Here is a 24,592-nt window from a genome sequence, read left to right on the forward strand (position 1 = left end):
GCTTGTTTAGGCCGCGGACAGCACATAATGTGCCATGGCTTGGGGAGACAGATAGCGGTCGAAAGCTGCTTGGTTACGTGCTTTGACCTGCGCCAGCCGCTCCGTCGGGTAACGGGCTAAAACGGCTTCAATGTCTCCAAGGCCGTAGGAATCGGTCTCGGCGAAATCGAAGACTTTCATGTCGAACCAGGGTTGAACTATCAACCTATCGGTCAACACTGGCAGGCCGATCATCAGCGCTGCTGTCATGATGTTTCGCCAACCATAATGGAAGCCTGTAGCGAACGTTCCCAGTCGACTCTGCGACAGCATCGTCTCGTAGTCGCTGACCGCCCCGATTACCATAGGGAAATCGCCTTTGACCAATCCCGACCGGTCGCCCGCATCGCAAGCGTAGGGGGGCGACCAGTTCAGGCGGCTGTGAATAGCGTATCGCGCAGACAGGCGACGTAGTTGCTCATGCAGGGCAACCCGATGCCGCGGCCATCCCCAGAGACTGTCCAACAGCACGATATCGCTCTGTTGCACGGCATTTCGGTAGGAGAGAAGCTCAGCATAGCGAACCTCGAAATCGACATCGTCATGATGCCAGTCGCGATCGCGCTTCAATCGCTTCGCGAGCTTGTGACGCAAATTGCGGAGCTTTGAATTGAGCCGTCCCGGCGGATTGCGCCGTCCCATGTTCGGCGCGATCGGCACATAGGGTTTGATCCGCCCGAACAGCTCGCCATAGCTAGCAATCAGCCAATCCGCGCGGTCGCGATAGAATGCGATTTCGACCTCTGTCTGCCATGCGTAAGGCGTGATGAAGCGGCGTTCCTCGAACAGGCTTGGGGAGTACCCGGCGCAAAAGTAAAGATCGCAATCGCGCACCAGTGGAGCCATCCAGAAGAACGAATCCTCGCTGTCGACCACGATGCGCTTGACCTGGGAACCACTGCGGATCGCAAAAATGCTGGTATGGCGATGGTCATGCGCCGCCGTTTCCGCCGAGAAGCCGGCCGCGCGGCACTCCGGCAGCGCGTGTTCACGGTACGTAATCTCTCCAGCGCGATGCAGGCGCATGAAGCCGAACCGCAACATGTCGTTGCGATGCTCGTGACCGTGCCTGTACCAATCGACGATCACGAAAGAGACGCGGCCTTGTCGATCATCCTGTCGAAGCAGGCGAGCGCGCTCGCGACGGCCTGATCCATGTTGTAGTAGTTATAGTCGGCTAACCGCCCGACAAAATGCACGGTTTTGAGCTTGCGAGCGTCGGCCTCGTAGAGGCGGAAAAGCGCGCGGTTCTCGGCCCGGGGGATTGGATAATAAGGCTCGTTCTTGCCGGCTTCAAACGCTTCTGGATATTCGAAAGCCCGGGTCGTGTGCGAGATGCCGTGCTGCCCGGTCAACAGCCGGAATTCGGTCGATCGTGTGAAGGGATGCTGTTCTGCAGGCGTTGGATAGTTTTCGACAGTCCAGCCCTGCACGGGCGTCGCGGCCGCCTCCGATCGCATGTCGAAGCGGATGCTTCGGTAAGGCAGCGCGCCGTGACGATGGCTGAAGAATTCGTCGATGGGGCCGGTGAAGACGATGCGCTCAAAAGCTTCGCTCGCCACGGCATCGAGATAAGACAGGCTCGTCTGCACCTCGATCAACGGATGCGCCACCATCCGTTCGAAAAGGGAACTGTACCCATCCATGGGCATGAACTGGAAGCTGTCCTGAAAATAGCGATCATCGCGCGAAAGCATGACAGGCACGCGGGCCGAGACCGATGCGTCTAGTTCCTCAGGGCGCAGACCCCACTGCTTGACCGTATAATGCAGGAAAACCTTCTCGTAGAGGAGATCGGCCACACGGCGGACGTCACCCGAGGCCGAGTTGCGCATGTCGAGGATTGGGACCTTGATGCCGACGCCGAACTCGTCCGTCAGCAGCTTGATCAGGCGCTGCCCCTCGCTTCTACCGAATAGGATTTCGAACGATGTCAGATTGAACGGCAGTGGGACCCACTCACCCTCGACAAGCCCGCGAACCCTATGCTCATACGGCGTCCAGCCCGTGAATTGCGAGAGATAGGTGACCACGCGCTGGGAATTGGTGTGGAAGATATGCGGGCCATATTTGTGAATGAGGACGCCATGCTCATCCAGGCAGTCATAGGCGTTGCCGGCAATATGAGTCCGCTGGTCGATCAGCAGGACATGACGGCCTAGCTGCGAGGCAATCCGCTCCGCGATCACAGCCCCGGAGAAACCGGCGCCGACGATGAGGGTGCGGGGGATCATGTGGATACGCGCTTTGAGATACTAGAGGTCAAAACCGCTCACTCTCGTCAACTCGTCAATGAAGTCGGCGATTGGATCCGGCGGCGCAAAGCCCATCGCTTTGGTGCGAGCATTGTCGCCTAGAGCCTGAAGCATATCTCGCATGCCCCACAACTGCTCGAGCGCGCCAGCCAGTGCCTCGATCGAATTCGGAGCGCAGAGAAATCCCGTTTGGCCCTGTACGACGAGTTCGCGTGCGCCGCCGACATCTCCCGCAAGCACCGGGCGTCCACAGAGCATGGCCTCGACAATCGCAATGGGCAGCCCTTCGTATCGCGAAGGCAGCACTAAAACATGATGATCGCGCCAGATCCCTTCAACGTCAGAAACGTGCCCCCGAAACGATAGTCGTTCGTCGATGCCATGCATGTTGCCAAGCCGACGGATTGTCTCTGCTTGTGGACCAGTGCCGAAAAAGGACAGCGACCAGCTACGATTGCGCCACTCTGGTCTTGCAAGAGCTTCCAGCAGCAAGTCTTGGCCTTTTGCGGGATAGAATAACCGCGCGACGCAGGCGATCTTCAGTATCGCTCGGTTATCGTCCGCAGGCCATGGTAAAGCGGCATCGTGTCCGACAAGATACGGATTTCTGATAAGCCGCGCATTTGGCAATCGCTTTGACAGCTGAGTTTCGCAGTCGAGACGATTTTGATCTGATACAAAGAACATAGAGAAACTCTGCGTAGCATACTCGCGCAAAGTCGAGGCTGATTGATCATCTGGGGCCCAATCGACATGGGCAGCATTTGCGATGTTCACGTAAGGGATTTTTGAATCGAGCACTGCGGTTGCTGCTGCCGCTCCAGGGAACAAGCCGCCGCTCGACACTACAATCAGGTCAGGTGTCACTTCGCGGATAACCGAAGCGAACGCGTTGTGCGCTGTTCCTGTGACCGACGATGGTGCGATGCGCTGCCAGATTCGTTCTGGCAAAGACATTGGCGAAGGATGAACACGAAGCGCGACGCCGTCGGTACGTAATTGGTCAATCTGCCGCGATCTCGCGGCATCTGCCGGTAGCAAGGCAACAATCTGGTGACGGCTCGCCAATCTCGATGCGCAACGTGACCATAACAGCTCTGACCCTGCCCAGCCGTGGACTTCCGAAAAAAATAGTATGCGCATTCAACGAATTTCGTATTGATTGTGCTTAACTTGTGCCTGAAAGATAATGTTTTTTAGAGCGCCTAGATAAAAGCGGGCGGAGCGCATCTTAGGAAACTCCCTTATCATTCGCGCCAGATGTCTAAGGCGGTCTACTCTTTTTTTTTCTAAATTGAAGATATCGCCTGCTGAATTCTCAAACTCTATCGCGAGAAGAATTCGTCTTGCGTGTTTTGATAAACCGTAAATGCGTTCGTTTGCCAATTGATGCAAGAAATTAGTATGTTCTTGATAAAATAATTCCGGCACAGACTCTGTTTTTGATTGAGCGTGATGTCTAAACTCAACAAGTATTTGGTTCGTATATAATATCTTTTGCGCTACACGTAAATAAAAGACGGTCGCACTTAGGTCAAATATATAATTTTTCGATTCATCAAATCCACCAACCTCCTTTATGATTTTTGTTGATAACCATACGCCGGGTTGGTCGTAGTTTGTAAGCGCGAACAGCCTTTTTAAATTGTATGGAGCAGCATGGTGAAGGAGCGTTAGTGCTGTTAGGTTCAAGTTCCCGCTGAGGAAGGTGCGTTCGCCTCCGAAGTGGTTTACGTGTCCAGCAATTGTACTGCTTTCGTCGAACAATAACGCAACATTTTTCAGCGCGTGGGGTGTTAATCGATCGTCAGAGTTTATCCATTGAAAAATTGCGCCGGTTGCCCGCTTTAGCCCTTTGTTGATCGCATGCGCTTGGCCGTCATCCTTTTCGCTCTCCCAGTGCGAGAGCCATGTCGCGTATTTGTCTGTAATCGCGGCACTGTCATCGACAGAATATCCATCTATGATTATGTACTCTAGATCAGGATAACCTTGGAGTAAAATAGAGCGAATAGTCTCCTCGAGAAATTGTCCTTGATTGTAGCTTGGTGTTACAATGCTTATGCGGGGCCAGGTTGTTCCGTCGGGCCGCAGTTCTGGCAATCGAGAGCATTCTTCCGTCCATGGCCAGCCGGTCTTGCCCGATGGGGGCGGGGGCAGATCAGCTAGGGTGGGGCAGCGCATGCGTGCTTAGTGGGTAAAGGGTGCGTGGCGCAGATAAACGCTGCTGCCGAGATGCTTTGCAACCTGCGAGTTGCGGCGCGATATGACAACACAACCTCTCTTCGCGCCAGTTTCGGCATCGGAGCGAATAGATGGATAACGGCACAGAAGGTCGTATTTTGCGACAGCAGTCGCAACATAATCAACCGTCAGCGCTTTCCCCGTACCATAGTCGTCATATGCGTACCCTGGATCGTCAGGAACACTGAAATCGTCGATCAGGATCACTGCCTCGTGGTGTGCGTCGCAGATGATTTCGATCTCGTCAGCCAAAGGCAGATCGTCGTTCCAATGTGCGTCGAGATAGAACAGGATCGGAGCATCTTCGAAAGCTAATTGGCCGAACAGCAAATGCCGTAGAGCAGCCCGGCTGTCCATGTGCAGCAGCGTGATATCGGGGAGACCTGATAAACGGGCTTGGGCGAACCCAAAGTTCTCTGGCGACGCTTCGCACGTGTAGATTGGTACCCTGAAGGCAGACAGCCACTCCGTCGTGGTTCCGCGAAAAGTGCCAGTTTCAACGACGGCAGCAAAATTACAACGACTGATCAGATCTGCCACTAGCTTGCACCGCCCTGCCTGCCCGTTCATCGGTCCGCCCCAGGCGCGGCCGAGAGCTGGATAACGACGGTAGGTGAGTGCCCCAAGACGTGATGGGCCGAGAATAGAACGTGCAATCGGTGTCAAGCGGCCGAATGGCATGAAGCGCGTCCTTTTGTAACTAGTGATCCCGGTGCCAAGCTGGCCGGCAAGCGAAGCGCGCCATGACCTTCCGACTGAGACAGCACTCTGGTCTCGCCTAGTTGCATCTCGCGAGAGACTTCGACTGACAGTTCTTGCGCAACGATGTCGTAATACTCAAAGCCCGGGTTCGTCAGGGCTATGATGAGCCGATAGGTGCCCGTTGCCAGACACGCTGTCGGAATCGTCATCGCCAGTTCGTTGCAACCCGGCTCTAGGCTTACGAGTTCGTCGGGGCGCCAGCCGCCGAGCGAGGCGAGGCCCACTGGTGCTCCGGCTCGATCGAAAACCTTGATCTCGACAGCGCAGCTCAAGGCTCGCTCCGCATCGATGGCGATATCGAGCAGAATGTCGCCAGGAACGCTGACACAAGCGCGCGTGACAGCGGCCGACTGCATCGGCTGCCGCTGTCGAACGACCTCGGAGAGCGCTTCTGCCCTAGTCTCGTAGTGCTCGAGCACGCGCCCGATTGCGCCGCCAGCGCTTATCCGGCCGTTCGTTAGCAGGATGCCCTGCTGGCAAAGCGCCCTCATAGCCGCCATACTATGGCTCACGAACAGCACTGTTCGCCCTTGCCCCGCAACGTCCTGCATCTTGCCGAGGCATTTTTTCTGAAACTCGGCGTCGCCGACAGCCAGCACCTCGTCTACGATCAGGATCTCCGGCTCAAGATGCGCGGCGACGGCGAAGGCGAGCCTGACATACATGCCGGACGAATAGCGCTTCACCGGCGTGTCGAGAAATTTCTCCACGCCGGCAAAAGCAACGATCTCGTCGAACTTGCGCCGTATCTCCTCTCGGCTCATGCCGAGGATCGCACCGTTCAGGAAGATGTTCTCGCGCCCGCTGAGCTCGGGGTGGAACCCGGTCCCGACTTCGAGCAGGCTGGCTACGCGCCCGTCGATGGTGATGCGGCCCTCGGTCGGCTCGGTGATGCGCGAGAGGACCTTCAGCAAAGTGGATTTACCTGCTCCGTTGCGGCCGATCACGCCGACGACATCGCCGCGCCTGATCTCGAAATTTACATCCTTGAGCGCCCAGAACTCCTCGGTTTCGTCGCCGGAGACGATCGCTCGGCCGGCAGCGATGTCGCGGGCCGAGCGGCCCCAGGCGCGCAGGCTGCGGCCGACGCTGTCGCGCAGCGTCGTATAGCGCTCGCTCTGCGTCTGATGCCCGATGACATATTTCTTGCCGAGGCCTTCGGCACGGATGACGACATCGGCGCTCATCAAAGCATATCCGCGAAGCTGCGCTCGGTTTTGCGGAAATAGCGCAGGCCGAGCCAGAGAAACAGGACGACCACGCCAAGGCTGACGAGGAAGCCGGGAAGATAGATCTCGCTGTTGCCGCCGAGCAGGCACCAGCGGAAGCCGTCGATCACCCCCACCATCGGGTTGAGGCTGTAGAGAAAGCGCCATTCCTGCGGCACGACGGCACTCGAGAAGCCGACGGGCGAGACATAGAGTCCGAACTGCAGCACGAATGGGATGATGTAGCGGAAATCGCGATACTTGATGTTGAGCGCCGTCATCAGCAGCGCCGGGCCGAAGCTCGCGGCGATTGCAAGCACGATGAACACCGGCAGGAGCAGGATATGCCAGTTCGGGAATACGCCATACCAGAGCATCAGAACGGCGAGCATGCCGAAGGAGACCGCGAAATCGACGAGCGCCACGACGGCCGAGGCCGAGGGCACGATCACGCGGGGGAAATAGACCTTTCCAATTAGATTGGCGTTGCTAACCAAGCTATTGGACGCTTCGCCCAGCACCGTTGCGAACAGGAACCAGGGCAGCATGCCGGCGAAGACGAGAACCGGATAGGGCACCGTGCCATCGGCCGGAAGCTTGGCGACATGGCCGAAGATGACGGTAAAGACGACCATCGTCAGGAAAGGGCGGATCACCGCCCAGGCTGCGCCGATCACCGTCTGCTTGTAGCGCACCGATATGTCGCGCCAGGCCAGGATCAGGAAGAGTTCGCGATAGCGCCAGAGGTCGCGCCAATAATTACGGTCTGTCCGCCCGGCCTCCAGGACAATGCGGTGCTGTGTGGCAACGCCTTCCGTTTGCAGTATTGGCGCCTCTCCGATGGGGTAGGACGAGGCGATGGGTGACAGATCAGGCATGGAACCGCTTATTGCAATGCTGTGATGATGTTGGCCACGCGAGCCCGAAAGGCGTCTCGACCGAACCGGGACTGGACCGCCTGATGCAGTTTCGTCGGATCGGGGCGAGGGGCATCCAGCGCCTGCCGTAGCGCCGCCGGAAGATCGGCTTCCGTGATGCAGAACCCGAGCGTGCCGTCTCCGAGCGCATCGGGGGCGCCGCCGGCGGCGAGACCGAGCGCCGGCGTCCCGCAGGCCATGGCTTCGAGAAAGACGATGCCGAAGCCTTCCCCGGTCGACGGCAGAACGAAAAGATCGGCGGCGCGGTAGAGATCCGGCAACTGCGCATAAGGCGTTCTGCCGAGAAAGCGTACGTAGTCGGAAACCGCCAGTTCACGAGTCAGAGACAGAAGCCTTTGGCCATCGTCTCCTGTCCCGGCAATCAGATAGATGACATCACGTCCTTCGGCTCGGAGGGCGGCCAGCAAACGAATGATGCGGTCGTGGCCCTTGTATCGTTCATGGCTGTCGAGGCGGCTGACGCTCAGCAGGACCTGCTCCTGGCCCAAGCCGAATTGCGCACGGGCCGCAGCGCGATCCCCGGGTGTGAACTCCGGCTGGACGGTGTTGCCCAGCACGATGCCATTATCGGGTTCCGTGAGGACCTGGCCACGGAGCCGACCGAGCGTATCGCGGCTGACCGTCAGCACCATGTCGGATTGGGTCAGGGGCACGACATGCTTGCGCGCGAGCCGGTCCCAGATCTCGGTGCCGTGAAGCTGGGTGACGAGGCGCGACCCCGTGTAACGCGCTAGCAGTCGCGCCAGCGGACCATGATAGATGTGCCCATTGAGAATAATATCCGGACGCCGCGCCTGTGCCGCTGCGAAAGCCGTAGCCGAGTAGGCGAACTTATTGAGCCGCGCAGGATGCTGGACGACCTTACCCGGGAGTGTCCCGACCGGGTCAGGCGCAATCCGCGGAAGAACGTCGATGGCGCTGATCGCCGGTACGTCAGCCAGCGCACTGAGCAGGTCGCGGTTGTATTGCGCGATGCCGCCATAGCCGCCGAAAGCATCGGTCACCAGAGCAAGGACCCTCAAGCGGCGTGCGCCTCGGCGAGGGCAGAGGCGCGCTGCTCCCGGCTCTCGAAAGCCTGCAGCACTTCGCGGCCCCAGGCTCGCGAGGCCAGGCCCCGGATGGCGCGCGTGTCGCTTGTTTTCCGGCTGAGCCATTGACCGATCGGCACGCCGAAGCCGGTTTTTCGCCGATTGACGATCCGTTCCGGCAGCGGCGCAGCCGGTGCCGCTGCGAGGAGCCTCTTACCCGCCCCAGGGGCGGTCAAATGGGGAATGACCGGCGCCAGTTCCTTCAGCAACCCGAAATCGACCAGGGGCGTCCGGATCTCGATCGAATGTGCCATGCCGGCCCAGTCGCAATCGCGCAGCAGCTGATTCCGCATGTAGTTCTGGCTCTCCAGGGCCGCGACATGCGCCAGCGCATTGGCCGGCGCGCCGCCCTCAGGCCCGATGCGGCGGAGTGGGGCAAGCCGCTCCAGACCGATTCTCGCGATCTCGGGATCCATCATGGCGTCTAGTTCGTAAGGCAGATGCAGGCCGCGACGCAGCAGATAGGCGCCGGCGAAGGTCCCGCCATACTCGGCCATGCCCGGCAATTTCGGATTGCGCTCGGCGAGGCCGCTTGCACACATTCCCTTTCGCAATATGGTGCCAAGGGCAGGCGCCACCGCTTGGGCGCGCAGCAGCCGGACCCAGCGCGGAATATCGTGGAAGCTGGAATAGCCAGCCAGGAGTTCATCTCCGCCGAGTCCGGATAGCGCGACCTTTAATCCTGCCTCGCGGGCCGCCTTGGCCACGAACCAGGTGTTGATCCCGTCGATCGTCGGCTGATCCATCGCATCAAGGATAGCGGGCAGATCTGCCTTGAACTCGGCGGAGGAAACGGTGCGTACGATGTGGCGCGCGCCGCAGGATGCGGCCATCTCCGCGGAGAGGCCGACCTCGTCGTCCTGCGTGCCACGGAATTCCTCGAAGGCGAGGGTGATGCAGGTGGTGTTCTTGTGCCCGGCATCCATCATCAAGCCGAGGAGCGCGGCGGAATCGATCCCCGAGGAGAGGAAGAGTCCTACCTCGACATCGGCCATCAGATGGGCCTTCACGCTGTCGCTCGCCGCTTCACGAACTTTCGCGGCCAGAACCGCTTGCGGATGCGGCTCGAGAGCGCCGTCGGCGAAAGCCCGGGCAACCGAAGCAAAGGCGCGTGCAGGGTGCGGCCCATATGCGTCGACGATCTGGCAATGGCCGGCCGGAAGCATCCGGATATCGCGGTAAAGCGTGAACGGCTCCGGCACGGAGCCCCAGAGATGGAAGCCGACAAGTCCCGCCGGCTCCCTGGCGCTGCTGATCCGCCCGCCCGCTAGCAGCGCCTTGACCTGACTTGCGAAAGCGAATGTCCAGCCATCATTGCTGACATAGAGCGGCTTGATGCCGTAGGGGTCACGCGCCAGGAACAGCCTGCGCGCCTTGCGATCCCATATCCCGAAGGCGAACATGCCGCGCAACCGGCTCAGCATCGCTTCGCCCTCGCGGGCGTAGAGAATAAGCAAGATCTCGGTGTCACTTTGGGATCGAAAGACGACGCCGTCGCGCTCGAGTTCGGCACGGAGCGCCCGGTAATTGTAGATCTCGCCATTGAACGTGACGATGTAACGGCCGTCGGCGCTCTGCATGGGCTGCGCGCCGCCGTCGCTGAGGTCGACGATGGCAAGACGGCGATGGGCCAAGCCGATGCGGCGATCTTCGCTCCACCATTCGCCTTGCCCGTCGGGACCGCGTCGCAGCATGGCGTCTCGCGTCGCGATCAGTTCGCCCCGGCCGGGAGCGGAGGCGGCGACGTTGAAAGCAAAAAGACCATTGATGCCGCACATGCCGCTACTCAGACGCTCCGCCCGTGAGAAAGTTCGACCCTCGCCGCTCCTGCGATGCGGTTACGTATGAAATCGAGATCGCGGATATATATAACGTTCGCACCCGTCTGATGGGTCAACGGATTGATTTGCCGGGCTGCAGGATCGTAGCAATATGGCTTGAAGCCATGGGAATGGAGGATCATCGCCGCACTTGGCAGAGCATTGATCGTTCTATCGTCTGCGAACCATGTTTCTACGATAAGTGCTCGCAGATTGCTCGATTTCAGGATGGAATGGCATCCGCTCATGACCTCTCGATCGTGGCCCTCGACGTCAATCTTGATCAAGGTCGGAGCGACGTTCTTCAGCCAGCCATCGACCGTGTCGACGGGACATTCTTCAACGTCGGCCACCTGCTCATCCGCACCGACGATGCGATTGGTGGTATCATGAGTTGATGTAAACCGCAGCACTCCGCGATGTGACGAAATGCCGACTCGATCGGCAAGAACGCGATCCTGCAATCCATTATGCGCGATGTTCCGAACCAGTCGGTCGTAGCTGGAGCGAACCGGCTCAGCAGCGACGGTACTTGCCCCTGCAACGCCTGAAGCGAGGAGCGTGTAGACACCGACGTTGGCGCCGATATCAACGAATACATCATCAGGGCGCAGGGCATGGAGAAGGAAGGCCATCTCCTCCCACTCGGCGAGGCCGTAATAGATGTTGCCCGTTGCCCCGGTCATGCCAGGCTCTACGACCATTTCGGTTTGCCCGGCGAGCCGAACCCGCTTGGGGCCTGAACCTAGCCGCGAACCAATCTGCCAACGCAGCCAGCCATGCAAAGCCCGAATTCGTTGATTGCGGTTCAGGGGATGCTGTACGATCGATCGCAGCTGTCTAGGCAAATGCCTTATACGCTCGATCTTGATCATGCTTGTGCATGCTCCAAGCTACCGCACTCCGGGTGAAATCACCCAGAGTCTGATTCATGAGACGCAATCGTTAACACCCGTCGATTGCTATCGGGCTTACCTCGCTCACCTCGTAAGCGAAGAGCGCATAAGAATTCCCTACGAGCGCGCGTTGATGCGTTGCGCTGCCGGGGCTTCGTTCCGGTCGACCGGGGACGCAACGGAGGGACCCTCGCGCGCCTCCTGATAATCGGGGGTGCGGCCCGTCATGGCGCAGGCTTGGCGAATGGCCTCCGCGTTAACGCTCTCACCGAAGAGGACCATCGGAATGGTGCGGACCATAATCTCGATATCGAGAAGAAACGACATGTTCTGGATATACCAGGCATCGAGGGAAGCCTTGTCGGCCGGAGAAATGTCACGTCCGCCCATGACCTGCGCCCAGCCGGTCAGCCCAGGCTTGCCTCGAAGGCGGTCGCGCCGGTCGCTCGGCTGGTCGATCGGCAGCAACGGCCGAGGACCGACGAAGGACATATCTCCCACGAGGATGTTGAAAAGCTGTGGTAGCTCGTCCAGCCGGCGCGAACGTAGAATTGCGCCTGTCGCTGAGAGCCGGTGCAAATCCGCCAAGCGGTTGCCGTCATCATCGTGAGCGCCACGCATTGTCCGGAATTTGAAGATCCTGATTGGCCGCCCTCCCTGGCCAGGCCGCTGCTGCCAGAATAGCAGCGGACGATCGACATCAATCCAGACGATCAGCGAGACGAGGACGATCATCGGCCAGAGGACGACGAGCAGCAGCGTTGCCAGCGAAAGATCGAAAAGTCTCTTGCCGTAGCGGTAGAAGCCTTGCGGCGCGGTCGGCTGCTGCAGCATGTCCTCCTCGGCTGTGGCGGACGTCCGTTTGATCTGCGAGTGCTTGGGGATACCGAGCCGCTCAGCAAAGTAATCAATCTTGACGCCAACATTCGCCTCGATCGCTGCCAGCAGTAACTTATCCGTTTCCAACATCGTCATTTCATCGACGGCGACAACAATTCGGTCGATGTCGACGCCATGCACACGCAGTTTAGCGACCACCGCTTCGACCTCGCTGACCACGCCCAGCACCGGATGTGTGCCGAAACGGCGGCCGCGCAAATCCTGATGATCGGGCGACAGAACGCCATTGATACGGATGCGGCCGTGGGCGAGATATTCGACCGAGCGAATAAACAGGTCGGCGACGGCATCGACCCCGATGACCAGCACATTCTCGACATGGTCTGCATCGTCAATCTTGGCGCGGACACTGGTCTGGCGTGCGTGGAACAACCGGTATCCGACGCGGGCAACGATCAACGCCATGATGGTCAGAATGGCCTGCAAGATCGGCAGCGTCCGCGCCACGTCCTCAAGCCGGTTGATCAGGAAACCGAGCAGCAGGGTCGCCAAGACCACGACCACCGTGAGCGACGATAGGAACAAATAATCGTTGATATTGGCGAAACGATAAACTGAGCGATGGCTCCCTGCCAGCGTGAACACGATGAGGGCCACAACAAGCGTCAGGGCAGTGTAGGTACCCCAAGCCATCCAGCGCGACGAGAGCCATTCCACATTGTCGCGGAAGGCGAAGGCAGCCACGGTAGCGAGCCCGATCAGCGCCAGATCCGCCAGTAAATGCAAATATGTCCTGCGGAACATGGTGAGGAGCGGGGCCTTTAAATTGCGAGACACAGTCGGATCGACAAGGCGCGAATCCTGATCGACCGGATACCTTAGCGACCCTATGGTGGGTCGCAGGTGGGCATTGTCGGCGGCATTCTTGACATCTAAATTACGTCGTGCGGGTGACTCCATCGCATTTTAGACAAATAGCTGCAATTTACATTTCTGCATCAGATAGGCTTTATTAAGGTAACCGTTAGAACGGCGTTGACTCAACAGAGCCGCTGCCGGGAGGCGGACAGGAGCGATGCGGAGAACATTGCTTCCATCCGCGGTGCAACCCTCGGGCCACAGCACATGAAATGTGGTGGCAGCAACGTCACTCCCGCAGCGTTGTCCCTTCGGCCGCGCGGATCGTCCATTCCGGACCAAAGCCTTTCAGGATGAAACGTTGGGTGAACTCCACGCGGCTTTGGGCAGGAGAAAGCTCATGGTCGATGGCGACCAGCCGCTTTTCCTGATCAATCTCGACGCGGAGCAGACCGGCCTTGCCGATGGACCGAATCTCGCGGTCTTCGGGAAGGGTCAGCCGCCAATTCGTCGGATCAGGGGTCAGGTTATAGGCAAGCACGCCGCGTCCGCGCGGTTCGGCAATCAAATATACCATGCGCCCGTGATCGGTCTCGAGTACGGCCCCGTTCTTCTCGAGACGGCCGTTCGCGCTTTGCTGGGACCAGCCCGTATCGCGGTCGAGCCCTGCCGGCGGCAGCAGCGAGACGCCATTCACGGTCCGGCTCGCGATCGCAGTTGTCTGGCTTCCTGGGGGGATCGGGAAATGCTGGGCGACCTCCTGCACCTCAGTGGAGAAGGCGGCATCTATCGTCTCTCCACCGGAGGAATAGCGCACGCCGACGTGGCCGCCGGTTAAGCGCGCAACATCGAGCGAGCCGGAGCGGATATGACGCTGGAAGGCGGCGACATCGCCAAAGCGCTCAAGGTCGCCGAACTCGATGGTGAAGCCGCCGAAGAGCGACCTGCCCAGACCCTGCTTATCATAGGCGCTCTTGCTGAGCGGCGTGCCGTGCAGCCGGTTCATGTTGGCGATCGTCAAGGTTGGCTCCAGTCTTGCGCGGCCGGTTTCCGGCGTGCCGCCGTAACCGCCCAGCGCAACGACGATCTTGCGGTCGTCGGCGACGGCGATCGGCCTGACGGCGATGAGGGCCGGTCCGTCCTGCAGCACGAGATCGTCCGAACGCCGCAATGTCAGCGGCAGATCCGCTGGCTGTTTTTCCTCGCCATTCACGAAGAGCCGCCAATGCCGTTCGCTTTCCATCATCCAAAGCCCGAGCACGGAGCCGACCGTCTCGATCTCGCCCGGGCCGATCTGCTGCTCCTTCAGCGTATCGGCGCGCGTCGGGGGCTTGGCGAAAACAATCGCGCGGTTGTCGTGCTGGACCGTGAACAGAGAGCCGGCGCGCACCGGCTCACCGCCCGATGAGGTCGCGAGATCGCAGAGATTGACGCAGGCCCTGACGGTTAGCATCCCTAGATGCTCGATCCCACTGGCGGTCTGGCCTGTGCGCGACCATTGTCCGAGCACGTCGGCCATGCCGCCCTTGATGTCCTGGCTCGCCAGCCCGAAATGCCGGTCCAGATAGGTCATTCGGCGCAGGGGCGGATTGAAGTGTCCTCGGATCGTGTTGGCCGAACGTTCGCGGAACGGAAAGGGTTTGTCGTCGATGACATGGCGAAACCAGGTCGGAGCCCACGGGCTCGACAGACTCTGGAGCCCCACTCGGCCCGGCGGGAAATCATAGCCCCAGACCGGCATGCCGAGGATGCGTGAATCGCTGCGCTGAGTTGGGTAGAGCAGGGCCCCACGCTCCGAAAGGACATGAAGCGCCCCGTAAATCCCGTCCTGTTCGGTCAGGAAGCCGGAAAGCCTTGCTCGGCCCGCTGCAGCCACTATGCGCCGCAACTCGGGATGATACGCGCTCGCCAGCATCTCCATTGTGCGCTCCAGAATGATGCGCGCGATCAACCGGTCATAAGCGGAAGGGGCATGATCGGCGAGCATCTTTACGGCGCTCAGCGTTATCGAAAGATAATAGGGGTCGAGTAGTTCCTGGGTACCGCCATCGAGCACGGTCCAGTAACGCAGCAGGATCCGCTCGAGCCCATGTCGCCCATCGGCCATCGCAGCTTCCGAACCAATGAAGGCACCGCCGAGCAGCGCGCCCATCGATGCGGTGAAATTGAAGTTCTGGGTGCTGCCGACGTAATTATAGCCGTCGCGGAAGAATGATGTTCGGCCGCGCCAATCTCCCGTCTGAGACCAGTAGGCGCCGGCCTCCCTGCTGTGCGGCACGAAGAAGGCCGAGGTCGGCAGGTCTGGCATCAGGTAGGAACGCCAATACCCCTCCAGATGCTCGCGGACATGCGCCGGTGCGAAGGCGCCGAACTGCAGGACGAATTGCAGATCCTCGGCGATGCCCCAACCCTTCCAGTAGCGTGGCAATGTCGCCAATGTCTCGCGCAGAAACTGTCGGTACTTGCCGAGATCGGCAAATTGCAGGTCGAACAGCCAGCGCGTCTGCGTGTCGCCGCCGGCGCGCAGCAAGTCGCCGACATGGTCGAATTGTCGGGGCGAGAGCCAGTCCGGCCGGGTTTGATAGAGGCGACGGGCCATGGACTGCAGTTCGCTGGACGGCAGCATGTCTGGCACCCGGCGCAGCGCCGATGCATCTGCTTTTTCCGCTTCAGCGGCCGGGTTGACGGGAGGGGGCAGGAGCGGCGGCCGCGTGCCCGCAGCACTGGGGCGAAAGTTCACCACCAGACGCGGCTGGCTGAAGGTCAGCGCATGGCCGCCAGTCGCGATCGCCCATTCGTAGATGTCGCCCGGGGGCCGATAGCGCATATCGTAGGTTTCGGCCTTACTGAGCGCGAGGCCATTCTCCTCGAACGCCCGCAACCGCGCGCCGGCCTCCGTCGGCGCAACGGGGCCTGTCAGCAGATGGGTGACGTCGAGTTGCGCCTGCCGGCTGGTTTCCGAAAGTTCCGCCGGCCCGATTGTCTCCGGCTTGAGGTCGCGCTTCGGATCGCTTGCTCCAACTTTACCCCAAGGATGCAGCAGTCTGACCCGGTAGCGGCCGGTCGGGCCGAAAGTGCCATGGGTGGACCAAGGCTGGCGCAGCGCATGGGCGACGACATGCCAGCGCGGGGCGCTCGTCGCCCAGAGCTTGGCACCCATCGCATCGCGCAAAGTGTAGCCGCTGGGGCGGGACTCGTGGCGGACATAGTCGAGAGTGACGACCGCCTTCGCGAGCGACAGCCCCGTATCGAGTCGTGCCTTGATCGCTTCCGCAGCACCCGGAAAACGCAACAACACCGTCCGGTGGACCGCGTCGAAGCTTGCCCCACCCGGCCCAGTGCGTTCCCAATCGCGCCCATCGATCTGCGCCGTCTCGGCCTGGGTCAGCACCAGCGGCTCCTGCGCCCGCACATTCAGAGAGTGCAGGACCGCCATGAACGCCGCTGGCAGCAAGCGGGACATTTTCGCCATTTCGGCCTTCTCCTCGCCAGCAACTCTCGACAGAACCGTCAGACCACTGTGCGGGGCAGCATAGCCGCACCGACATGAACCACGAAGCCGACTTCGTAGGCCGATTCGAGCGGGGTTCCGATTGCGCTGGAGCGGCGCTGCGGTTAGTGAACGGATATTGGGGCGCTAGCGGCACCCGCTGAAGACCAAGAAGCCGAAATGGTGCGACGCAGGCGGAAACGGATCCTCTTCAGCGAGAGCGGCAACCCGGTCCGCGTCGGTTTCGACGATCCTTTGCGTTGGGCTCTGTTTCGGCTGCGCCGCGTCGCAATCTTAGCGCGTACACACCCTTCTTCGCCCTTCCTTCTCGTCAGCGCCTTTTTGCTCGTGACCTGCATTTCCGTGGTCCTGCTCTCTCCTTCGTGGCAAGCGCTGCCCGCCCTCAGAGCAACTGCCGTGCGAGCCGAGCTATCCGGGAGGAAGGGCGGCGAGCGTGTGGAAGGCAAAGGACGTGCCGATCCTCGCATGGTCGAGCGAGTCGTCGCACACCTCCCCGTCTTGCAGGAGAACATCGCGCTGGCGCCACCGTTCCAAATCATCAACGGGCAGAGCTTCAGCAACGCCGAATTATCAATGCGCCTCGCCGCAATTTCCGGCCCGGAGCGTGATGCCGTCTGCGTTGCCGACAATGGTGATCTGTGGGCATGCGGGCTGGCGGCCCGTGCCACGCTCAGCAATCTGATCCAGACGACAGCACTCAACTGCGATGCCGTGGCCGGCCCGCGGCGCCATGTCGAAGGCAGCTGTCGCCTGCCCGACAAGGCCTCATTGGCGGCCCGGCTGGTTGCGCTCGGCTTTGCACGCCCGGCCCAGCCCGGCCATTTCGAGGTTGAACTGACGGAAGCTCGACGTCATCGGCGCGGCCTCTGGAATGGCGATTGGACTGTCCGCGCTGCCAGTCCGTCCTTCGTAGCGGGGCAGACACTGCCTTCGCAGGCTTCGGTGCCCTGAGCGGGATTCAGATCGCGTTGCAGTTGCTGCCTCCGCTTAAGAGGCCTGCGCGTTGGATTGGCAGCGACGTCGTGCTCTCAGCGTTGCCGACCGCGTTGCGTCGGCAAATTTGCGGTAAGGCGAACGCGCCTACGGATACGGGCCGACCAAGATCTTAATAGGCGCTTAAGCTTTGGCTGTCAGCCTTCTCTCACGGGGGAGGGCTATGTCTTGAGTGGTTGGTTCGTCTTGTGCGCCCTGTCGGGGCTCGTGCTGGGTCTTCGCTGGCCGGTCCAAGTTCTGATCGCGGCGGCGATGATCGCGCTGCCGGCCGGGTTCATCTATCAGATGCGTTTCGGTTTTGATGTTGCGCTGCTCATGGGCGTCGGAGGCGTTATCATCTTGCAGGTCGGGTACATCATCACAAGTCTGACGGTGGCTCTGCTCGGTCACTCCGTCTCTGTGCCGGTCGGCATGCTGCGTGCGCGCTTCAAGCTCTGAGAGCCTCTCTGATTGGGGTCATTGAGGTCAAGCTGCTTCTGTTCGCTTTCTTTCCGGCTCGTGTCGTCCCGTAGGTCACACGCTTCTCTTCGCGGTCGGCGCTGGGCCGCCGCATGATGGGGCAGGAGGGCGAGGCGTCTCAATCTGTTCACGACCTTGGGGTTTGCGACCGCAGGTTCTGGACTCTCAACGAGATCGCCTTGCCCATTGTCCCTACGGGAACGATCCGGTTCACCCTTTCGGGATCATGCGTCGTGACTGGTCCTCCCGTTTCGGCGCTGTGGCGTCAGGCTGCGGCCGTGGCGTCGTTTGCGGGATCCTTGCCCCAGCGGAACTCCGCGCCGTCGCTCCACATGCGATGGAGGATGACGGCGAGCTTGCGGGCGACCGCGACGCGGGCCATGCCGCGCGACTTGGCGATCTTCATCCCCCAGACGCGCAAGCTCGACCACTTTTTGCTCCGCACCAGCAGCGTGTGCGCCGCCTCGTAGAGAGCGGTGCGCGCGAGTTCGTCACCGCAGCGGCTGATCTTGCCCTGGATGTCGGTCTCGCCGGACTGGTAGCGCGCCGGCGTCAGGCCAAGATGGGCGCCGACATCGCGGGACCGCTTGAACCGATCCGGTCGGTCGATCGTCGCCCGGAATGCGAGCGCGGTAATGGGCCCCACGCCCGGCACGCTCATCAGCCGCCGGCAGACAGCCTCCTTCTTGACGAGATTCATCACCTGCTTCGTCAGCATGGCGAGCGCGCCCAGCATGGTGGCCACTCGCCACTGCTGAAGCTGGGCTTTGGCGGGGCAAAACCGCCCCAAGCCGTCATACCGGTGCCTCGCCCCTGACAGGACGCCCGCTACGAGCCTTTGTCACCTTCATGCGCAGGCAGCCTGCTCGTGGCGCGGAGGTCTGCGCGGCCCGTTCATCCATCCTAAGCCCGGCGACATGACAGGAGAAAGCGCATAGGTTGCCGTTAAATATTGGAACGGTGTCTCTCGCATAGAACCGCCATAACTTGATGGGCAACGGAATCAGCAGGACGCTTGAGATCATGCACGGATTTGCCGCTTTGCGACCGCCGATCAACTCCCTTTGCGGCATTGCTCTGTTCGTCACAGCGCTTTTCGTTGTGGCACGGCCAATCGGCTTTTCAATGGCTCGAAACCAGGCTGGCGAGATGCCGACAGTCGCTGCCGGCATCATCGTCCTCGGCGGAGGGCTCGGCACGTTCCTTCAATATCCAAAGCTGGACGCATCATCACTGCCTTATTCGCGCGTCGGCAAGGCTGTCCAGATGGCGAAAGCCTATCCCGAAGCGACGATTCTCTATACAGGCCGCGAGAGCTCGCCGGGTCCGATACCGGTATTCCAACGCGCCGGCATCGCCCATCAGCGCATCTTATGGGAGGATCGTTCCAGCAATACCGCCGAGAATGCGACCTTCTCGGCTGCTTTGGTGCATCCACAGCCGATGCAGCGCTGGATCCTAGTGACAGATGATTGGCACATGGCTCGGGCGGAAGCGTGCTTTCGGCAGGCCGGCTTCAATGTGACGCCAGCACCGGTCAAACGCCTTGGCTCTGCAACCAGCTGGACGCGCTATCAAGAAGCTTTGGGCCGCTTCGCCTACGCCGTTCTGGGTCTTTGCAGTCGATAGAGCGGCGCTGCCGGCCATGTTCAATCTCCTCGTCAGCCGCAATGTCGTGCGCGATGCCGATGGCGTAATGAAGAGCTGGCTCGGTTTGTCTGAACAGTTTCGGGGCTGCCGTTAAGTGGATTTCGGCCTTGGTCATGCTGCCACCGGGATTGTCTGCAGCGCGTTGAAGTAGGCTTGGTCGGGCGTCTGCCGTCCCAGACTCTGGTGAGGCCTCCTGCCGTTGTAAAAGGCGAGATATCGTCCGATCGAGGCGCGCGCGTCGGACACGCTGGTGTAGGCGCGCAGGTAGACCTCCTCGTATTTGACGGATTTCCAGATGCGCTCGACGAAGACGTTGTCGCGCCAGGCACCCTTGCCATCCATGCTGATCTGAATGCCCGCGCCGATCAGCAGGCCGGTGAACTCACGGCTGGTGAACTGCGAGCCCTGGTCCGTATTGAAGATATCCGGCTTGCCGAAGCGGGCCATCGCCTCCTCGACGGCCTCGATGCAGAAGGCGACGTCCATCGTGATCGAGAGCCGCCAGGCCAGAACCTTGCGGCTGAACCAGTCTACGACGGCCGTCAGATAGACGAAGCCCCGCGCCATTGGGATGTAGGTGAGGTCCATCGTCCAGACCTGATTGGGACGCGTCACCGGCAGCTTGCGCAGCAGGTAGGGGAAGATCTTGTGCCCCGGCGCCGGCTTCGAGGTGTTCGGCCGGCGGTAAAGCGCCTCGATCCCCATGCGCTTCATCAGCGTCGCGACGTGAAGACGTCCAGCCTAATGACCATCGGCCCCGAGAAGCCCCTGCAGCATGCGGCTGCCGGCGAAGGGATATTCCAGATGCAGCGCGTCGATCGCACGCATCAACGCCAGGTCGGCGGCAGGAACCGCGCGGGGCAGATAATAGACGCTGCCCCGGCTGATCCCGAGCACCTTCGCCTGCCGGTTGAGCGGCAGATCGTGCAAGCGGTCGATCATCGCTTTGCGCTCAGAAGGCCGGCCTTCGCCCAAGCGCGCCGGACAAAAAATCATTCTCCAGCGCCAGCTCCCCGATCTTCGCATGCAGCGTCTTCACGTCGATCACGGGCGTGGTGGCTTCCGACTTCCCATCGGACCCGAAGACGCCGGCAGCCCCGTCAAGAAGTTGGCTGCGCCACTGCGTAATCTGGTTCGGGTGGACGTCGAACTGCTGCGCCAGATCGGCCAGCGTCTTCTCGCCCTTGATCGCCGCCAATGCGACCTTCGCCTTGAAAGCCGGGCTGTGGTTCCGGCGAACGCGTCTCGTCATATCCGCTCCTGTTCACGGCAATCATGCCGCGTTCAGGCCGAAAATCCACCTACGCCCCGCGCCAGATTTCCCGAGCCAGCTCTCTTATCCGACAAGCCCGCAGCAGTTTATCACCCGACCTATGAGAAGCCACACGCCATATCCAAATAGCGCCACCCAAGCCGCCAGAATGGCGAGAACTACAAAGGTGCAGATGCCAATCAGGCACCGCGCCAACCAATAGCGGTTTCGTCTATCAGATGCACTTGCCGCCCCGATGCCCGCAATTAGGGTAGGACCGCCATTGTCACGCTCGTTCGTCACGGTCACCCCTTCGCATCCACCCGCATCGCTTAAAGGCACGATTGGGTAGTTCTAATCCAAGAGCCATCAGGCAAGGCCATCGCTCCTCCCATAGAGCAATTTTTGCTCCAGCGCACTTAGCAACCGCCGTGGGAATCCGCTCCAAATCTTTTAAACCTCTCGCGATGCGGCAAGCGAGCAACATTGCGGGGCCGTAAAAGAACTTTGTTGCCGATCCCAGGGGGCGCCCTGTCGTGCGCGTCAATCCTGCCGTCACCCGTCGAGTTCGAGCGGCAGCAGAAAATTTGAACCGAGGGCGTCAACAAAACTCGGGACTATTCAAGCAGTGTGTATCGAAAATCAACTTGCCGAACGTCAACGGGCGTTCATAAACGCCTTCTTACTGAGCAGAGTGCGAAAAAGAATTGCTATGTCCAGCCAGAAGGACCAGTTGTCGATGTACCAATGGTCGAAGGCAATGCGCTTGGCCATCTTCTCATCGGTATCCGTCTCGCCGCGTAGGCCATTGACTTGTGCCCAGCCGGTTATGCCCGGTTTGACGTTGTGACGCCTAGCGTAGAGCGCGATTTTCTGCTCAAAAGCTATGTCATGAGCGAGAGCGTGGGGACGAGGGCCCACGAGGGACATCTGCCCCTTCAGCACGTTGATCAGTTGCGGCAGCTCGTCGATGTTGTAGCGGCGCAGCATGCGGCCGACGTTGGTAACGCGTGGGTCGTTTAATTTTGCTTGCACAATAACGCTGCCGTCGTCGTCGGCGCTCATTGTTCTGAACTTTAGGATGCGGAAAGCCTCCTGGTTGAAGCCGTAACGACGCTGGCGAAACAATATTGATCCTGGCGAGTCCAGCCGAATGAGGATGGCTACGATGAGCAAGAGCGGCATCGCCAGAACTAGGATCAGCGAGGCGGCGACGACGTCGAAAATGCGCTTGAGGGCAATTGCCGCGGAGGAGAGTGGTGGGCGCGTCAGGCGCAAGCTCGATAGGTCGCCGGTTCGGACGATATGAGGCGTCCGGAAACGGTCCATGATCTTCTCTGGTGTGAGGTGAATCGCGACGGGAAGGTTCATGAAGGCGTCAATGCAGGCATCGATAGTCTCCTGGTCCGACCAAGGCAGCGCGATAAACACAGCATCCGGCCGCTTGGCCCGGCAGTTCGCCACGGCGTTGGTGAGGTCGGCAGCAAGCGCAGCCGCAGGATCGTTGATTCGGCGGGCATCATTGCTGCGCAGGAAAGCGACATCGACTATGGAGAAGCCGACGTTCCAGGGTTGATGACGTGAGACGAACGACATCACATCGGGCTCGCGACCAATTAGGAAGATTCGCTCACTGGTGATGCGGCCGGTCTTGCTGGCCAGCGAAATGGTCCGCACCATAGTGGAGCGTGCCAACGCGATAACGGGAATGCCGCTGAGGTAGCTCGCCAGGATGACCGCGCGTGAGTAGTGATCGACGATCTTGGTTAAGAAGAGGATGGCGACGAACACGACCATCGTTATGTTCCAGACCGAAAAGGCTGAGGCCATCTGTCCCTTTGCCGAGAGATAGTTGGCGAGTTGGTAGCGACCGCGCAGAGCATTGATAAATACGAAGATCGCCGCAAGCATCGACGCAAGTTCGAGTGTGATCTGGTCCGGCGGAACTTGGCCATAGGCCTGTAGGTGATAGCTCAGGGCGACCAACGCGACGGTCACCATCACAACGAGACCATCTATGGCCGCGGTGACAAGCCAGAGCCAATGCCGCCAGGCAAGGGCGCGGGCCTCGATTGCCGAGGCCGGGGGGAGCGTTTGCTCGTTGATGCTCATCTCGGCTCGTTCGCTCCCGTATCGCGCACCGCAGTGGGCCATGCGTCATTGGCGCTCCGGTTCGACACCACAACGGGTCCCGACCGGGCGTTCGGGAGTGCAATCGCAAGCTGCGTGCCGCAACGGTATGGGTCAAATTGGCAGGATTTGTCGCAAATGATGTCTGGTCATCGGGGGGCGGTGCACAGAGCTTCGCTAAAACGTGCCATTCTGGGACTGAATCTGTCGGAGCTTCCTATCGATTCCGGCGCAATTTGCGCGCGAGCCTTTCGATCAGGATAGCAAGCGTGGTTCCGACTATAGCTCCAGCCACTTTTACGATGGCATCATGTGGGCGTCCGTGGCGCGAAGGTTGCATCAATTGAGCCGCCTCAAGGGCGATGGCGAGCCCAATCGCCAAAGCCAGTACAAGGCTACGCCGTTTCGGGTAGGCCACAGCAAGGGCTCCCGCGAGGAGAACGAACGCGAGAAAGCGTTCGATATCGGGCCCTGTTTCGGCAAGGTGAGGCCGGCTTTCAACAGGTGCCACGGTCACAAATGCGATGGCCAGCACTGCACTCCAGCCGAAGACAGATGCGATCCTCCGGATACAGTTTTCGATATCATTCAACAGATCCAGCCTCACTTTGCTCCTGATCGCGTCGAGGCGATCTCAATTTTAAAGGGCTCAGCAGCAATCCGCCGACGAACTCGCAGGGCCCGGAACACAGCGTTTTGGGCATGCCGTAAAGCACGATCAGCCGGAAACAGGCCCCACTAACCCAGTCATGTACCGGCGCCCATTGCTACGGTAGCGTCAGGCTGCGGCGACCAGTTGCAGGTGGTTCGTGTTGAGCAGCCGGACCCCGTCTGGAACGAGCAGGATCATGCGATCGCGGGCCAGCCGTGTCAGCGTCCGGCTCACCGTTTCGATCGTCAGGCCGAGGAAATCGGCAATGTCCTGGCGGCTCATCGGTAGCGGCACGGTCACCGACGAACGGCCGATGCGGGCCCAGCGCTGCTGCATGGTCAGGAGGAAGCAGATGATCTTCTCCTCGGCGCTGCGGCGGCCGAGCAACATCATCTGCTCCTGCGCCAGCGTCAGTTCATGGGTCGCGAGATCATGCAGCCGGCGCAGCAGGAAGGGTTTTGCATCAGCCAAGGCGGAGTAGGTCACACGCGGGAAGGCGCAGGCGCCGACCGAATCGATCGCATCGACAGAGATGCTGGCGGTTTCGTGCATCGACAGGCCGATGAAATCGCCCGGCAGCGCGAAGCCGACGATCTGCCGGCGCCCATCGGGCAGGAGCGTGTAGAGCCGCGCCGTGCCGGAGGTGATGTTGTAGACGGTCGGCGCGGCCTGCCCCTGCACCAGGAGCGTGTCCTTCGGGCCAAAGCGGACCGGATGGGCGAGCGCGTTGAGCATGGTCAGCTCTTCCCCCGAAAGGACGGAGCAGACGCTGAAGGGCCGGGTTTCGCAGGTCAGGCAGTTCGGCTCGGCGCGGAGGCCGGCGCAGCCATGGTGCAGGTTGTGATCCACGCGCATTCCTCACGGGCCTGCGGCGAGGGGTGTTCGCGGCGAAGGCCCGGCATGACTTCATAGCCGGTTATCGCGGGGCGGTCACCTGTCGTATTGCATTGCGGTATAGCCGTTTCGGCCGATCCGGTGCCCAGCGGCGATGGCGTCT

General features: G+C 60.5%; 18 protein-coding genes and 2 pseudogenes. 3 read left to right on the plus strand and 17 right to left on the minus strand.

The genetic code is table 11. The annotated features are described in order from the left end of the window. Positions 1-6: 6 nt before the first annotated feature. From C8D03_RS16340 to C8D03_RS16395, 12 genes are all read right to left on the minus strand, one after another. On the minus strand, positions 7-1,128 hold the full coding sequence (locus tag C8D03_RS16340; protein ID WP_108047728.1) for a hypothetical protein: 1,122 nt from the start codon (positions 1,126-1,128) through the stop codon (positions 7-9). Further along, positions 1,125-2,273: a UDP-galactopyranose mutase gene (gene glf / locus C8D03_RS16345; RefSeq protein WP_108047730.1), complete on the minus strand. Its 1,149-nt coding sequence runs from the start codon at positions 2,271-2,273 to the stop codon at positions 1,125-1,127. The genes C8D03_RS16340 and glf overlap by 4 nt, the downstream gene beginning before the upstream one ends. A 21-nt stretch (positions 2,274-2,294) precedes the next feature. Beyond that, a complete protein-coding gene (locus tag C8D03_RS16350) occupies positions 2,295-3,362 on the minus strand; it encodes a glycosyltransferase (protein ID WP_210203935.1) in 1,068 nt (355 codons plus the stop codon). Between the two features lie 75 nt (positions 3,363-3,437). Beyond that, complete coding sequence (locus tag C8D03_RS16355) at positions 3,438-4,478, minus strand: glycosyltransferase family 2 protein (protein WP_108047734.1); 1,041 nt, start codon at positions 4,476-4,478, stop codon at positions 3,438-3,440. Positions 4,479-4,484: 6 nt separating this feature from the next. Continuing rightward, entirely contained in the window at positions 4,485-5,219 is a 735-nt protein-coding gene (locus tag C8D03_RS26215) for an O-methyltransferase (protein WP_146170205.1), read from the minus strand. After that, positions 5,201-6,487 (minus strand): ABC transporter ATP-binding protein, encoded by a 1,287-nt coding sequence (locus tag C8D03_RS16365; RefSeq protein WP_108047738.1) that lies wholly within the window; start codon positions 6,485-6,487, stop codon positions 5,201-5,203. The genes C8D03_RS26215 and C8D03_RS16365 overlap by 19 nt, the downstream gene beginning before the upstream one ends. After that, on the minus strand, positions 6,487-7,386 hold the full coding sequence (locus C8D03_RS16370) for an ABC transporter permease (protein ID WP_210203936.1): 900 nt from the start codon (positions 7,384-7,386) through the stop codon (positions 6,487-6,489). The genes C8D03_RS16365 and C8D03_RS16370 overlap by 1 nt, the downstream gene beginning before the upstream one ends. A gap of 8 nt (positions 7,387-7,394) precedes the next feature. Then, positions 7,395-8,450: a glycosyltransferase gene (locus C8D03_RS16375; RefSeq protein WP_181301032.1), complete on the minus strand. Its 1,056-nt coding sequence runs from the start codon at positions 8,448-8,450 to the stop codon at positions 7,395-7,397. A 14-nt stretch (positions 8,451-8,464) separates the two neighbouring features. After that, positions 8,465-10,312, minus strand: coding sequence for an asparagine synthase (glutamine-hydrolyzing) (gene asnB, locus C8D03_RS16380; protein ID WP_108047741.1), 1,848 nt, complete (start codon positions 10,310-10,312; stop codon positions 8,465-8,467). Between the two features lie 8 nt (positions 10,313-10,320). Next, positions 10,321-11,229 (minus strand): FkbM family methyltransferase, encoded by a 909-nt coding sequence (locus C8D03_RS16385; RefSeq protein ID WP_108047743.1) that lies wholly within the window; start codon positions 11,227-11,229, stop codon positions 10,321-10,323. 138 nt (positions 11,230-11,367) lie between these two features. Then, entirely contained in the window at positions 11,368-12,894 is a 1,527-nt protein-coding gene (locus tag C8D03_RS16390; RefSeq protein WP_181301034.1) for a sugar transferase, read from the minus strand. Positions 12,895-13,237: 343 nt separating this feature from the next. After that, positions 13,238-16,420, minus strand: coding sequence for a hypothetical protein (locus C8D03_RS16395; RefSeq protein ID WP_108047747.1), 3,183 nt, complete (start codon positions 16,418-16,420; stop codon positions 13,238-13,240). A 198-nt stretch (positions 16,421-16,618) separates the two neighbouring features. On the opposite strand from C8D03_RS16395, the gene C8D03_RS26220 reads away from it, so the two are divergent. Together C8D03_RS26220 and C8D03_RS16405 are read left to right on the plus strand one after the other, a co-directional pair. Continuing rightward, positions 16,619-17,410: a thermonuclease family protein gene (locus tag C8D03_RS26220; protein ID WP_146170206.1), complete on the plus strand. Its 792-nt coding sequence runs from the start codon at positions 16,619-16,621 to the stop codon at positions 17,408-17,410. 210 nt (positions 17,411-17,620) lie between these two features. Further along, positions 17,621-17,890, plus strand: a complete 270-nt coding sequence (locus C8D03_RS16405) for a hypothetical protein (RefSeq protein WP_146170207.1) — start codon at positions 17,621-17,623, stop codon at positions 17,888-17,890. Between the two features lie 286 nt (positions 17,891-18,176). On the opposite strand, the pseudogene C8D03_RS16410 reads toward C8D03_RS16405, so the two are convergent. Continuing rightward, a pseudogene (locus C8D03_RS16410) lies at positions 18,177-18,656 on the minus strand (transposase); the annotation flags it as partial. A 245-nt stretch (positions 18,657-18,901) separates the two neighbouring features. Between C8D03_RS16410 and C8D03_RS16415 the strand changes: the two are divergent. After that, positions 18,902-19,540 carry a YdcF family protein gene (locus tag C8D03_RS16415; RefSeq protein ID WP_108047752.1) on the plus strand — a complete coding sequence of 213 codons (639 nt, stop codon included), beginning with the start codon at positions 18,902-18,904 and terminating at the stop codon, positions 19,538-19,540. Positions 19,541-19,672: 132 nt separating this feature from the next. On the opposite strand, the pseudogene C8D03_RS16420 reads toward C8D03_RS16415, so the two are convergent. The 4 genes and pseudogenes from C8D03_RS16420 to C8D03_RS16435 all read right to left on the minus strand — a co-directional run bounded on the left by C8D03_RS16420 (position 19,673) and on the right by C8D03_RS16435 (position 24,444). Further along, a pseudogene (locus tag C8D03_RS16420) lies at positions 19,673-20,813 on the minus strand (IS3 family transposase). Between the two features lie 657 nt (positions 20,814-21,470). Then, a complete protein-coding gene (locus tag C8D03_RS16425) occupies positions 21,471-22,925 on the minus strand; it encodes an undecaprenyl-phosphate glucose phosphotransferase (RefSeq protein WP_181301037.1) in 1,455 nt (484 codons plus the stop codon). 235 nt (positions 22,926-23,160) lie between these two features. Further along, positions 23,161-23,535: a VanZ family protein gene (locus tag C8D03_RS16430; protein WP_181301040.1), complete on the minus strand. Its 375-nt coding sequence runs from the start codon at positions 23,533-23,535 to the stop codon at positions 23,161-23,163. Positions 23,536-23,721: 186 nt separating this feature from the next. Then, positions 23,722-24,444 carry a Crp/Fnr family transcriptional regulator gene (locus C8D03_RS16435; protein WP_248308503.1) on the minus strand — a complete coding sequence of 241 codons (723 nt, stop codon included), beginning with the start codon at positions 24,442-24,444 and terminating at the stop codon, positions 23,722-23,724. Positions 24,445-24,592: the final 148 nt, after the last annotated feature.

Origin of the sequence: Bosea sp. 124, assembly GCF_003046175.1 — a bacterium.
In the GTDB taxonomy this organism is placed as follows: domain Bacteria; phylum Pseudomonadota; class Alphaproteobacteria; order Rhizobiales; family Beijerinckiaceae; genus Allobosea.